The organism is Oceanibium sediminis (genome assembly GCF_003265325.1).
In the GTDB taxonomy this organism is placed as follows: domain Bacteria; phylum Pseudomonadota; class Alphaproteobacteria; order Rhodobacterales; family Rhodobacteraceae; genus Halovulum; species Halovulum sediminis.
This window is the reverse complement of record NZ_QGNX01000001.1, coordinates 703,600-717,064: the sequence shown is the minus strand read 5'-3', so window position 1 is coordinate 717,064 and position 13,465 is coordinate 703,600. Positions and strand designations below refer to the sequence as shown.

Annotated in this window: 10 protein-coding genes; 7 read left to right on the top strand and 3 right to left on the bottom strand. The window is 66.4% G+C overall.

The annotated features are described in order from the left end of the window. The first annotated feature begins 27 nt into the window (after positions 1-27). Complete coding sequence (locus tag DJ029_RS03425) at positions 28-636, top strand: glutathione S-transferase (protein WP_112320908.1); 609 nt, start codon at positions 28-30, stop codon at positions 634-636. On the opposite strand, the gene DJ029_RS03420 is transcribed toward DJ029_RS03425, so the two are convergent. Then, complete coding sequence (locus tag DJ029_RS03420; protein ID WP_232822949.1) at positions 627-1,988, bottom strand: mechanosensitive ion channel family protein; 1,362 nt, start codon at positions 1,986-1,988, stop codon at positions 627-629. The genes DJ029_RS03425 and DJ029_RS03420 overlap by 10 nt on opposite strands. Before the next feature lie 218 nt (positions 1,989-2,206). Between DJ029_RS03420 and fdhF the strand changes: the two genes are divergently transcribed. Further along, positions 2,207-4,984, top strand: a complete 2,778-nt coding sequence (gene fdhF, locus DJ029_RS03415; RefSeq protein WP_112320907.1) for a formate dehydrogenase subunit alpha — start codon at positions 2,207-2,209, stop codon at positions 4,982-4,984. Between the two features lie 78 nt (positions 4,985-5,062). On the opposite strand, the gene DJ029_RS21905 is transcribed toward fdhF, so the two are convergent. Then, positions 5,063-5,218 carry a hypothetical protein gene (locus tag DJ029_RS21905; RefSeq protein WP_198671032.1) on the bottom strand — a complete coding sequence of 52 codons (156 nt, stop codon included), beginning with the start codon at positions 5,216-5,218 and terminating at the stop codon, positions 5,063-5,065. A gap of 148 nt (positions 5,219-5,366) precedes the next feature. Here DJ029_RS21905 and DJ029_RS03410 point away from each other — a divergent pair, with 148 nt between their 5' ends. The 3 genes from DJ029_RS03410 (at position 5,367) to DJ029_RS03400 (ending at position 9,556) form a co-directional block, all read left to right on the top strand. Next, a complete protein-coding gene (locus tag DJ029_RS03410) occupies positions 5,367-6,935 on the top strand; it encodes a Re/Si-specific NAD(P)(+) transhydrogenase subunit alpha (RefSeq protein ID WP_112320906.1) in 1,569 nt (522 codons plus the stop codon). A gap of 12 nt (positions 6,936-6,947) precedes the next feature. Then, positions 6,948-8,381 (top strand): NAD(P)(+) transhydrogenase (Re/Si-specific) subunit beta, encoded by a 1,434-nt coding sequence (locus DJ029_RS03405; protein WP_112320905.1) that lies wholly within the window; start codon positions 6,948-6,950, stop codon positions 8,379-8,381. Positions 8,382-8,542: 161 nt separating this feature from the next. Next, positions 8,543-9,556 (top strand): class I SAM-dependent methyltransferase, encoded by a 1,014-nt coding sequence (locus DJ029_RS03400; RefSeq protein ID WP_112320904.1) that lies wholly within the window; start codon positions 8,543-8,545, stop codon positions 9,554-9,556. Positions 9,557-9,572: 16 nt separating this feature from the next. Here DJ029_RS03400 and DJ029_RS03395 read toward each other — a convergent pair whose 3' ends face one another. Further along, positions 9,573-10,403, bottom strand: a complete 831-nt coding sequence (locus DJ029_RS03395; protein WP_112320903.1) for a trypsin-like serine peptidase — start codon at positions 10,401-10,403, stop codon at positions 9,573-9,575. Between the two features lie 178 nt (positions 10,404-10,581). Here DJ029_RS03395 and metK point away from each other — a divergent pair, with 178 nt between their 5' ends. Both metK and zwf read left to right on the top strand, forming a co-directional pair. Next, positions 10,582-11,760, top strand: coding sequence for a methionine adenosyltransferase (gene metK / locus DJ029_RS03390; protein WP_112320902.1), 1,179 nt, complete (start codon positions 10,582-10,584; stop codon positions 11,758-11,760). Positions 11,761-11,986: 226 nt separating this feature from the next. Beyond that, positions 11,987-13,441, top strand: a complete 1,455-nt coding sequence (gene zwf, locus DJ029_RS03385; protein ID WP_112320901.1) for a glucose-6-phosphate dehydrogenase — start codon at positions 11,987-11,989, stop codon at positions 13,439-13,441. Positions 13,442-13,465 lie beyond the last annotated feature (24 nt).

Sequence of the window (13,465 nt, the reverse complement as noted above, 5' to 3'; positions counted from 1 at the left end):
AACGTCACCCCCGGAAAGGCGCATATCATGAAGCTCTACTTCAACCCGGCATCCCCCTTTGCGCGCAAGGTCGCCGTGGTCCTGGCCGAGACCGGGCAAAGCGGCGCGGTGGAGATCGTCAACGTCGCCGGGCACCCGACGGACTCGGGCACCATGCCGCTCAGCCAGAACCCGCTGGGCAAGCTGCCCACGCTGGTCCGGGACGACGGCCCCGCGATCTATGACAGCCGGGTGATCTGCCGCTACCTGAACGACATCGGCAAGGGCCACCTTTACCCCACATCGCCGCGCCAGTGGGAAACCCTGACGCTGGAGGCGACCGGGGACGGCATCATGGATGCGGCGATCCTGATGGTCTACGAAACCCGCTCGCGCCCCGAGGACAAGCACGACCCGGCCTGGGTCGAGGGGCAGTGGGCCAAGGTGACCCGCGCGCTCGACGCGCTGGAGGAACGCTGGATGGCGCATCTGGCGGGGCCGCTGGACATCGGGATCATCTCCGTCGCCTGTGCGCTCGGCTACCTGGATTTCCGCCAGCCGGGCCAGGACTGGCGCGCCACCCGCCCCGCCCTTGCGGCCTGGTTCGCGGCGATCGGCGCGCGGGACAGTTTCGCGGACACCGCCCCTCAGGCCTGATCCGGGTCGGCGGCCGGCGTCCCGACCGAGGTATCCCCACTGGCAGCCTGCCCGACATTGCCGCTGTCCGCCGGATTGAGCAGCGTCACATCGCGGCGCGGGAAGGGGATCTCCACCCCGTCGGCCTTCAGCGCGTCCCACAGCGCGAGGAACACGTCGCCGCGCACGTTGGTCAGCCCGCCGGTCGGGTCCTTGATCCAGAAGCGCAGGATGAAATCGATGGAACTGTCCCCGAAGCCGGTGATGTGGCAGACCGGCGCGGGGCTTTCCACCACACGCGCCACGGTGCCGGCGGCGGCGCGCGCCAGCCGGCGCACGGCGTGGGGGTCGCTGTCGTAGGATACGCCGAAATGGATATCCAGCCGCACGAGGCTGTTGGAGTGGGTCCAGTTGACCACCTGGTTGGTGATCAGGTCCTCGTTCGGGATCAGGAACTCGCGCCCGTCTCGGGTCACGACACCGGCGTAACGCGCGTTCAGATCCGTGACCCAGCCGAATGTTTCGCCAAGGGAAATCACGTCGCCGGGCTTGATCGACTTGTCCATCAGCACGATCAACCCTGAGATCAGGTTGCTGACCACCTTCTGCAAGCCGAACCCGATCCCAAGGCCGATGGCCCCCGACAGCACCGTCAGCGAGGTCAGGTCAAAGCCGATCGACTGCAAGCCGATCACCACGGCGATGGCGTAGAAGACGATGCGCAGCACCTTGCCCGACAGCACCCTGAGCGAGGGGGACAGATCCTCGGCCTTGTTCAGGCGGCGCTGCACGGCACCGCTGGCCCAGCTTGCCAGCGCGAACAGAAGCGCCAGCGTGACGACCGCCTTGACGATCAGCCACAGCGACAGGCGCGTGGACCCGAAGCTGAACGCCGCGCTGTCCAGCAGCTCGACGACGCGGCCCGACACGCCGAGGATGCTGAGCGAAACGACCACCCAGGCCCCCCAGCGCACCACCGTGCGCAGGGCCCTGTTGCGGATCAGCCGCGTGGTCACCGCGACAAAAACCCAGGCCGTGGCCAGGGTCGCGAAGACGCCGACCAGGTAGGACCGGCTCGGCCAGGTCACCGATTGCATGACGAGGTAGGTCAGCCAGGTCAGGATCGCGAATATCGTGCCGCGCAGGCGGCGCAGCAGGATGATCATCGCGCGCAGCTGGCGGGCCTGCATCCCCTCCAGGCCGCGGATCCATGCCTCGATCCGCGGGGTCAGCCACCGTGACAGCAGGTGCGCCAGCACGAACAGGCCGACGACGATCAGCACCTGGTAGAAGCGCCAGGGTTGCAGCAGGGTGACGCCAAAGCTCATCAGGTCGTTCAGACCTTCAAGCAATGTCGTCCTCAGATTTTCCAAACCTGTCCCCTTTTGCCCGTCATTGTCATGCGCGGGGGCCGTGCTGTCCAGTCCTCAGGGCAGCCCGCGTCCCTTCCGGCGGCGCAGGTTTCCGATCCGCACGGACGAAAGACGCAAAAGACCCCGTTGCTGTCGCTTCCCCACTTTCGCAATCCGCGCGGCGATGGTCTATTCTGCCCAACACCGGGGCAAATCCCCCCGCAAGCGGAGTACAGGCCATGAGCATCAACTTCACCCTGGACGGAGAGCGCGTCACCGCCGAAAGCGGCGAGTCGATCTGGGATATCGCCAAGCGCCATGGCACGACGATTCCGCACCTCTGCCACCGCGACGCGCCCGGCTATCGCGCCGACGGCAACTGCCGCGCCTGCATGGTCGAGATCGAGGGGGAGCGCACGCTCGCCGCCTCCTGCATCCGCACGCCGACCGACGGCATGGTCGTGAGCACGGACAGCCACCGCGCGAGCTCGGCCCGGAAGATGGTCGTCGAACTGCTGGCCGCCGACCAGCCACCGCAGGACAAGGCCCATGACGCGGTTTCCCACTTCTGGGCCATGGCGGCGGCGAACGACGTCAGCGAAAGCCGCTTCCCGCCCCGCCCCGAGGCCGAGATCCCGCTGCTCGACGCCAGCCACGTGGCGATGCGCGTGAACCTTGACGCCTGCATCCACTGCAACCTGTGTGTGCGCGCCTGCCGCGAGGTGCAGGTCAACGACGTGATCGGCATGGCCGGGCGCGGGCTGGATTCGCAGATCGTCTTCGACCAGGGTGATGCGATGGGCGACAGCACCTGCGTGGCCTGCGGCGAATGCGTCCAGGCCTGCCCCACCGGCGCGCTGATGCCCGCCACGGTTCTGGACGAGAAGCAGCACGGCTCCCGCGCCGAGTTCGATCGCGAGGTGCAGTCCGTCTGCCCCTATTGCGGCGTCGGCTGCCAGCTGACCTACAAGATCAAGGACGACAAGATCGCCTGGGTGGAAGGCGCGCCGGGTCCGGCGAACGAGAACCGGCTCTGCGTGAAAGGCCGCTTCGGCTTTGACTACATCGACCACAAGCACCGCCTGACGAAACCGCTGATCCGCCGCGACGATGCGCCGGAAAAAGGGCTGAACGTCGACCCCTCCAACCCCTGGACCCATTTCCGCGAAGCGACCTGGGACGAGGCGCTGGAAAAGGCGGCGCACGGGCTGAAGGATCTGAAAAGCTACTACGGCGGCAAATCCGTGGCGGGCTTCGGCTCGGCCAAATGCTCGAACGAGGAAGCCTACCTGTTCCAGAAGCTGATCCGCACCGGCTTCGGGCACAACAACGTCGATCACTGCACGCGGCTGTGCCATGCCTCCTCGGTGGCGGCGCTGATGGAGAACGTCGGCTCCGGCGCGGTGACCGCCACCTTCAATGAAATCGAGAGCGCAGACGTCGCCATCGTCATCGGCGCGAACCCGACGGAAAACCACCCCGTCGCGGCGACCTACTTCAAACAGTTCGCCAAGCGCGGCGGAGAGCTGATCGTCATGGACCCGCGCGGCCAGGGCCTGAAGCGGCACGCCACCCACATGCTGCAATTCCGCCCCGGCACGGACGTGGCGCTGCTGAACGCCATCATGAACGTGATCGTCGAGGAAAAGCTCTACGACCGGCAGTATATCGAGGGGTTCACCGAAGGCTTCTTCGAGTTCCGCGACCATATCCGCGCCTTCCCGCCCGAGCGGATGGCAGACATCTGTGGCATCGACGCCGACACGATACGCGCCGTCGCCCGCACCTATGCCCGGGCGCGCGCGGGCATGATCTTCTGGGGGATGGGCGTCAGCCAGCATATCCACGGCACCGACAACGCGCGCTGCCTGATCAGCCTGGCGCTGCTGACAGGCCACGTCGGCCGCCCCGGCACCGGGCTGCACCCGTTGCGCGGGCAGAACAACGTGCAGGGGGCCTCGGACGCGGGGCTGATCCCGCAGGTGATGCCCGACTACCAGCCCGTCACCGACCGCGAGGTGCGCGAGCTGTTCCGCCACATCTGGCACGGCGCCGAGATCGAGGCGACCCCCGGCCTGACCGTGGTCGAGATCATCGACGCGATGTACCGGGGCGAGATCAAGGGGATGTATATCCTCGGCGAAAACCCCGCCATGTCCGACCCGGACGTGGAGCACGCCCGCAAGGCGCTGTCGCACCTCGATCACCTGGTCGTGCAGGATATCTTCCTGACGGAAACCGCGAACTTCGCCGACGTGATCCTGCCCGCCGCCGCCTGGCCCGAAAAGACCGGCACCGTGACCAACACCAACCGCCAGGTGCAGATGGGCCGCGCCGCCGTGCCCGCCCCGGGCGAGGCGCGCGAGGATTGGCGCATCATCACGGAGCTGGCGCGTCGGCTTGGCCTCGATTGGGACTACGACGGGCCGCGTGCGATCTTCGACGAGATGAAGATGAGCATGCGCTCCCTTCATCACATCACCTGGAACCGGCTGGAGCGGGAAAACGCCGTCACCTACCCCTGCCTGAGTATGGACGACCCCGGCCAGGCCGTGGTTTTCGGCGACGGCTTCCCGCGCCGCGCGGGCCGGGCCATGTTCACCCCTGCCCGCGTGACGCCGCCCGCGGAAAGCCCCGACGAGCGCTTCCCGATGATCCTGATCACCGGGCGGGTGCTGGAACACTGGCACACCGGCTCGATGACCCGCCGCTCGGGCGCGCTGGACGCGCTGGAGCCGGAGGCCTTCGTGCAGGTGCACCCGAAAACCCTGCGCCGCCTCGGCGTCGCCCCGGGCGAGATGCTGACCCTGACCACCCGGCGTGGCAGCATCACCGTCGCGGCGCGGGCGGACCGGGCGGTCAGCGAGGACACGGTGTTCCTGCCCTTCGCGTTCGTCGAAGGGGCGGCGAACACGCTGACCAACCCACAGCTTGACCCGTTCGGGAAGATCCCGGAGTTCAAGTACTCGGCCGTCAGGGTGGAAAAGGCGGATGAGGCAAAGGTCGCCGCGGAATAGGGGGACAGGCCCGGGCGTTGCGCTGAAGGTGGGTTGGGAACAACCCACCCTACCTGCCGCAGCGCCTGTTCACGACGCTCAGAGGAAGCTGCGCACCACGGGCAGCATGGCCACCGCGGCGATGCCGACGATTGCCCCGATGATCAGGCGCGCCGTAGCCCCGCCCAGTTTCGGTGCGAAAAGCCCAAGCAGGCCACAGACACCGGCGTAGTAAATCAAAGTCACAGGATCCATGGCGCAGCCGATATCACACGCTTCGCGCCAGCGCCATATTGACCACTCGCTCTTGCCGAGAAATTGCTTTACGAGACGTCAGCAAGAAACCGAGGCCCTGCAATCGCGGGGTCAATAACCGTATCCAGACCGGAGGAACACTAGGCCCATGAAGATCGGTGCTCCGAAAGAGCTTCTCGAGGGGGAAGCCCGCGTTGCGCTTAGCCCGCAAAGTGCACTGCAACTGCAAAAGCTTGGCTATGACGTCATCGTCGAGGCAGGCGCAGGTGCGAAATCCCGCTTTACAGACGATGCGTACCGCGAAGCGGGCGTCGAGGTGCTCGACAGCGCCGAGGCGTTCTACGCCGCCGCCGACATCGTCCTGAAGGTCCGCCCGCCCGAGGGCGCCGAGCTGGACCACTTCCGCGAAGGGCAGACGCTGATTTCCTTCATCTGGCCTGCCCAGAACGAAGCGCTGATGAACACCCTGAAGGACAAGGGCGTCAACGCGATCGCCATGGACATGGTGCCGCGCATCAGCCGCGCGCAGAAGATGGACGCGCTGAGCTCGATGGCCAACATCGGCGGCTACCGCGCCGTGGTGGAAGCCTCGAACAACTTCGGGCGTTTCTTCACCGGCCAGATCACCGCGGCGGGCAAGGTGCCCCCGGCGAAAGTGCTGGTCGTCGGCGCCGGTGTGGCCGGCCTGGCTGCCAGCGGAACCGCGACCGCCATGGGGGCGATCACATACGCCTTCGACGTGCGCCCCGAAGTGGCCGAACAGATCGAATCCATGGGTGCCGAGTTCGTCTACCTCGACTTCGAGGAAGCGGCGCAGGACGGCGCGGCGACCGGGGGCTATGCGGCCCCCTCCTCGCCCGAGTTCCGCGAGAAGCAGCTGGAAAAATTCCGCGAGATGGCGCCGGACATGGACATCGTCATCACCACGGCGCTGATCCCGGGGCGCGATGCGCCGATCCTGTGGACCAAGGACATGGTCGAGGCGATGAAGCCCGGCTCGGTCATCGTGGACCTGGCGGCCGAGCGTGGCGGCAACTGCGAGCTGACCGTCAAGGACCAGCTGATCGAGACCGAGAACGGCGTGAAGGTCATCGGCTACACCGACCTGCCCAGCCGCATGGCGACGCAGTCATCGACGCTCTACGCCACCAACCTGCGGCACATGCTGGACGACCTGACCCCTGAAAAGGACGGCAAGCCCTTCATCAACATGGAAGACGACGTGATCCGCGGCGCGACCGTGGTGAACGCCGGGGAAATCACCTATCCGCCACCGCCGCCGAAGACACAGGCGATCGCGGCGGCGAAGCCGAAACCCAAAGAGCCCACGGCCGAGGAAAAGGCCGCCACCGAAGTGGCCGCTTTCAAGCAGCAGACCCGCAACCAGGTCACGCTGCTGGCTGTCGGCGCCGCGCTGCTGCTGGGCGTCGGGCTGGTCGCACCGGCCAGCTTCATGCAGCATTTCATCGTCTTCGTGCTGGCCGTCTTCGTCGGGTTTCAAGTGATCTGGGGCGTGGCGCACAGCCTGCACACGCCGCTGATGGCGGTGACGAACGCGATCTCCTCGATCATCATCCTGGGCGCGCTGACGCAGATCGGCTCGGGTTCGTTCTTCGTGATCCTGCTGGCGGCGCTGGCAGTGTTCATGACAGGGATCAACATATTCGGCGGCTTCATGGTCACGCGTCGCATGCTTGCCATGTTCCAGAAGTCGTAAGGGGTAGGCACAATGGAATTCGGTTTTACATCCGCGACTTACGTCGTCGCAGCCATCCTTTTCATCCTGTCGCTGGGCGGGCTTTCGGGCCAGGAAAGCGCGAAGCGCGCCGTGTGGTACGGCATCGCCGGCATGGCGCTGGCGGTGGGCGCGACCCTGATCGGGCCGGGTAGCGGCCTGTGGCTTCTGTCGATCCTCCTGATCATCGGCGGCGGCCTGATCGGCTGGCAACTGGCCACCCGCGTGAAGATGACGCAGATGCCGGAACTGGTCGCGGCGATGCACTCGCTCGTCGGCCTGGCCGCCGTCTTTGTCGGCTTCATCGCCCATATCGAGATGGGCCGCGTCATCGCCATGGACGACACCGGGCGCACTGCGCTTGAAGGGTTCGCCGCGCTTCTGGCCAAGAAAGACGCGGTGGAAATCAACATCCTGCGGGTGGAGCTGTTCCTCGGCATCTTCGTCGGGGCCGTGACCTTCACCGGCTCGGTCATCGCCTATGGCAAGCTGGCGGGTCGCGTGAACTCCTCCGCGACCAAGCTGCCGGGCGGGCATATGCTGAACGCCGGGGCCGCCGCGATTTCGGTTCTGTGCCTGATCTGGTACTTCAACAGCGGCAGCGTGCTGCCGTTGATCCTGATGACGCTGGCGGCGCTGTTCATCGGCTACCACCTGATCATGGGGATCGGCGGGGCGGACATGCCCGTCGTCGTCTCGATGCTGAACAGCTACTCTGGCTGGGCGGCGGCGGCGATCGGTTTCAGCCTTGGCAATGACCTGCTGATCGTGGTCGGCGCGCTGGTCGGCTCCTCCGGTGCGATCCTGAGCTACATCATGTGCAAGGCGATGAACCGGTCCTTCATCAGCGTGATCCTGGGCGGCTTCGGCGGCTCCTCCGGTCCGGCGATGGAGATCGACGGCGAGCAGATCGCCATCGACGCCGACGGCGTTGCCTCGGCACTCGAAGAAGCCGACAGCGTCATCATCATCCCCGGTTACGGCATGGCCGTGGCGCAGGCGCAGCAGAACGTGGCGGAACTGACCCGCCGCCTGCGCGCCAAAGGCAAGGAGGTGCGCTTCGCCATTCACCCCGTCGCTGGCCGTCTGCCGGGGCACATGAACGTGCTGCTGGCCGAGGCGAAGGTCCCCTATGACATCGTGCTGGAGATGGACGAGATCAACGAGGATTTCCCCAACACGGACGTCGCCATCGTCATCGGCTCCAACGACATCGTGAACCCCGCCGCGCAGGAGGATCCGAACTCTCCCATCGCCGGGATGCCGGTGCTGGAATGCTGGAAGGCCAAGCAGGTGTTCGTGTCCAAGCGCGGCCAGGGCACCGGTTATTCGGGGATCGAGAATCCGCTGTTCTTCAAGGAAAACACGCGGATGTTCTATGGCGACGCGAAAGCCTCGCTCGATACGCTGTTGCAGAAGATCACCTGAGCACAGCCCTCGGACAACAGGAACGCCCCCATTCAAGCGGGGCGTTTCCACACCCGGCCCCGCGCGTTGGAATGCGGGGCAAGACGGCCCGCAACGGGCCGAGCGGTGCATGGGGCGATCCGTGCATCGATCGGGTGTGACTGACCGAAAGGGGGAACAGGATGGCACTGGCGACCGAAGCGCATGAGATTTCGGACATCGCCTTCGGCTTCATGGGGTCCAAGGCGCTGTTCGCCGCGCTGGAGTTCGGCATCTTCGACAAGCTGGCCGACGCCCCCCGCACCGCCGAGGAAATCGGCCAGGCCTGCGGATTGCACCCGGAACGGGCACGCACCCTGCTGACGGCGCTGGCCGGGCTAGAGCTGCTGTCGGTCACGAACCAGCATTTCGAGAACGCGCCAGCGGTGTCGGCCTTTCTGGTGAAGGGCGAGAAATACGACTTCAGCGACTACCTGCGCCTGCAGGTCGGGCGGCAGATGTACCCGCTGATGAGCCAGCTGGAACCGGCCCTGAAGGATGAGCTGCCCGAGGGAGCGACGAAATCCTATGCCGAGTGGTTCGCCGACCCGGAACAGGCGCGGCTGTATTCCGACAGCCAGCATGCCGGCTCGCTCGGCCCGGCGGCCGCCCTGGCGCGGCGGCTCGATTTTTCCGGGGTAAGGCGGATGCTGGATGTCGGCGGCGGGACGGGCGCCTTCTCGATCACCTTCTGCAACGCGGTGCCGGACCTTCAGAGCACGATCATCGAGTTCCCGAACGTCGTCGCCCGTGGCCGCGAGAAGGTGGCCGAGGCGGGGCTTTCGGATCGTATCCACTACCTTGCCGCGGATGCCACGGGCCTCGACTGGCCGGAGGGGCAGGACGCGGTGCTGATGTCCTACCTGCTGTCCGGCGTCCCGGCAGAGGCACACGCCGACCTGTTCGCGACGGCGTTCCGCGTGCTCCGACCCGGCGGGCGGCTGCTGATCCATGATTTCATCGTGGAAGGCGACCGCAGCGGGCCGCGGCTGACCGCGCTTTGGCAGTTGCAGCACACGGCCTTCACCCCCAAGGCGGCATCGCTTGACGCCGAAGGGCTGGCCTCCGCCCTTGGGAACGCCGGGTTCCAGGATGTCGGCATCGCCCCGATGATCCCCGAGATGACCATGATCGCCGAGGCGCGCCGCCCGGGCTGACTGCCCTGCGCGCGCCTCAGTCGGTGATCTGCGGCAGTCCGCTGGTCCCTGTCCGACCCAGTTGCGCCGCAAGCGGGCGCCCCTTCGGGCCCACCCGCTTGATGCGGGGGTCCTGCTGCTCCAACCGCTGCATCAGGTAATCTAGGTTGCCGCCCAGCGCCGCGGCGGCGGTCACGTCCTGCTCGCCCCATGTTCCCTTGGCGGCAAGGATCGACACCAGCCTCGGCCCGGTGGTCGAGCTGACCAACACCGGCGAGCCGGACGAGCCGAAGGTCGCGCTGCAATCATAGATCAGCGCCGCGTCATAGCGTTCCAGCAGCCGGCACATCTGTTGCAGCGAGGCGCTTTCGTTGCGCCCCGCCCCGTAGGAGACGACCATCACCTCCTGCCCCGGCGCGGCCGAGGCGTGGCGCGGCAGGGGCCGCACGGTCCGGTCCTGGATCGGGTCGTGCAGCTCGATCAACGCGATATCGCTGCCGATCTGGCGCAGGCGGTCGCTGTCGGCGGGGTTGTAATCCGGGTGCGCCATGATCCGGCGCGCGCGGTGGCTGGCGTAGGCGACGCCGTTGCGCAACCCGGCGCGGAACACCACGCTGTCCGCCGGGCGCAGCGCCCCGGTTGCCGGGTCCATCACGCAATGCGCCGCCGTCACGACATGGCGGCGGGTGACAAGCGTTCCGGTGCAGGTGCCATCCGGGAAATCCAGCCGCCCGACGGCGCGCCAGACCCGCGCCTCATCCGCCTGGGTCAGCGCGCGCAGCGCCGTGTCCCCCTGCGCATGGGCAGCGTCGGCGATCAAGGTCAGATACAGCGCCATCCCGATGAGAATTCCGCCGACCCGTCCCATCTTGCCGCTTCCTTTCGCTATTGCGCCAGTATTCCGGACTTGTGTTAACCAAAGCCTAGCCTGCCGCGCGTATCCTGTGAATACGCCATCCCTCGCCGGCCTGGGTGCCCAGCTTGCCACACCGGAGGAAGACCTGTATCGGAAACCCTACCATATGCTTGCAGAAGGCCCGTGATCCATGACCCTGCGCGACAACTACCTCTTCACCTCGGAATCCGTGTCCGAAGGGCATCCCGACAAGGTCTGTGACCAGATTTCGGACGCGGTGATCGACATGATCCTCCAGCGTGAGCCGGAGGCGCGTGTCGCCGTGGAAGCCGCCGCGACGACGAACAAGGTCGTGCTGATGGGCGAGGTCAAGATCTCGGACGAGAACGCGGTCATGCCCGAGGAAATCTCCGCCACTGCGCGGGACGTGATCCGCAAGATCGGGTACCGCCAGAAGGGCTTTCACTTCAAGACCTGCTCCATCGACTGCTACGTGCACGAGCAGAGCCAGGACATCGCGCAGGGCGTGGACGCCTCGGACAACAAGGACGAAGGCGCCGGCGACCAGGGTATCATGTTCGGCTTCGCGACCAACGAAACGCCGGAACTGATGCCCGCGCCGATCCTTTACGCGCACAAGATCCTGAAGCGCCTGTCCGAAGCGCGCCACTCCGGCGAAGCGCCGGAACTGGGCCCCGACGCCAAGTCGCAGCTGACGATCGAATACCGCAAAGGGAAGCCGGCACGGGTGAACACCATCGTGCTGTCGACCCAGCACCTGGACGGCAACATGACCTCGGACGACGTGCGCGCGGTTGTGGAACCCTACATCCGCGGCCAGCTGCCCGAGGAATGGATCGATCCGAAGACCATCTGGCACGTGAACCCCACGGGCCGCTTCGTAATCGGCGGCCCAGACGGGGACGCCGGCCTGACCGGGCGCAAGATCATCGTGGACACGTATGGCGGCGCCGCGCCCCACGGCGGCGGCGCGTTTTCCGGCAAGGACCCGACGAAGGTGGATCGCTCGGCTGCCTATGCCGCGCGCTACCTGGCCAAGAACATCGTGGCCGCCGGGCTGGCCAGCAAATGCACGCTGCAACTTAGCTACGCCATTGGCGTGGCCGAGCCACTATCCATCTACGTGGACGATCACGACACGGCTACCGTCGACCCGGCCAAGATCGAGTCGGCGATTCGGGACGTGATGCCGTTGACCCCGCGCGGGATTCGGACGCATCTTGGCCTCAACCGGCCGATTTACCAGCGGACGGCGGCCTATGGCCATTTCGGGCGCGAACCGGATGCGGATGGCGGCTTCAGCTGGGAAAAGACCGACCTGATCGACGCATTGAAAGCCGCCGTCTGACGCCCGGGCCCGTTTCTTCGGGACCGGGGCGCATTCGGATGGCAGCAACGGCAAGGACCGCGCCCGGATAAAATGTCCGGTTGACATGCGGCGGCGCGTGCTTAGGTTCGCAGTCGCAGCAAATTGGCGCGGCCCTGCCTGTTTGCTGCACCGGCCAGACCGGTTCGCGATGCCATCTTGCGCGCGGGAAACCGCGCGACCGATGTAACAAAAGGGGGCCTTCACCATGGTAGCCCGCACCATTCCGGTCGAGTCCTTCGACCTCGTCATTTTTGGCGGCACCGGGGATCTTGCCCGCCGCAAGATCCTGCCGAGCCTGTTCCGCCGGATGCGCGCCGGACAGATGCCCGCCGACGCCCGCGTCATCGCCTGCGCGCGGGGCAAGATGTCTCGCAAGGAGTTCCAGGACCTGATCCGCGACTCCCTGGAGGAGTTTATCCCCGCGCCAGAGGATCGGCCCGCGGAGTTGGTCGACGCCTTCATGGACGCGCTGGAGTTCGTCACGCTCGACGCCAAGGGCGAAACCGGCTGGGCCGAGCTTGGCAAGAAGCTGCGCGCGGACCGCGTGCGCGCCTTCTACCTGTCTGTCGGCCCGTCGCTGTTCGGCACCATCGCGCAGAAACTGCATGACCATGAACTCGCCACGCCCGAAAGCCGGATCGTGGTGGAAAAGCCGCTCGGCCACGACCTGGCCTCGGCGAAAGAGCTGAACCGCCAGCTGACTGCGAATTTCGACGAACACCAGATTTACCGGATCGATCACTACCTTGGCAAGGAAACAGTGCAGAACCTGATGGCCCTGCGCTTCGCCAACGCCCTGTTCGAACCGCTGTGGAACGCCCAGCACGTCGACCACGTGCAGATCACCGTGGCCGAAAGCATCGGCGTGGAAGGGCGCGGCGAATACTACGACAAGTCCGGCGCGATGCGCGACATGGTGCAGAACCACATCATGCAGCTTCTGTGCCTGACCGCGATGGAACCGCCCGCCAAGTTCGATCCCGACGCGGTGCGGGACGAGAAGCTGAAGGTGATCCGCGCGCTCGACCCGGTGAAACCCCAGGACACGGTGCGCGGCCAGTACCGCGCCAATGGCGAGGGCAGCTACCTCGACCACGTGGGCAACCCGGACAGCACCACCGAAAGCTATGTCGCGCTTAAGGTCGCGGTACACAACTGGCGGTGGGCGGGCACGCCCTTCTACCTGCGCACCGGCAAGAAGCTGCGCACCAGGATGTCGGAAATCGCGGTGGTCTTCAAGGAAGTGCCGCATTCCATCTTCCCCGAAGTCTCCGCCCGCAAGAGCAACGCGCTGATCATCCGCCTGCAACCGGATGAGGGCATCACCCTGCGCATGACCATCAAGGACCCCGGTCCCGGCGGCATGCGCCTGCGCGAGGCGCCGCTGGACATGACCTTCGCCGACGCCCTCGGCGACAACCCCGAGGCGGAGGCGGACGCCTACGAGCGCCTGGTGATGGACGTGATCCGCGGCAATCAGACCCTGTTCATGCGCGGTGACGAGGTGGAGGCCGCCTGGGCCTGGACCGACAAGATCATCGCCGACTGGGAAGACGACCACGAGCCGCCCCAGCCCTATGACCCCGGCGGATCCGGCCCCGAGGACGCGCTCGCCCTCATGCATCGTGACGGCCGCCGCTGGCGCGAGGTCGACGGCTGAGCGGCTCTGCCCGCAACCCCGCGC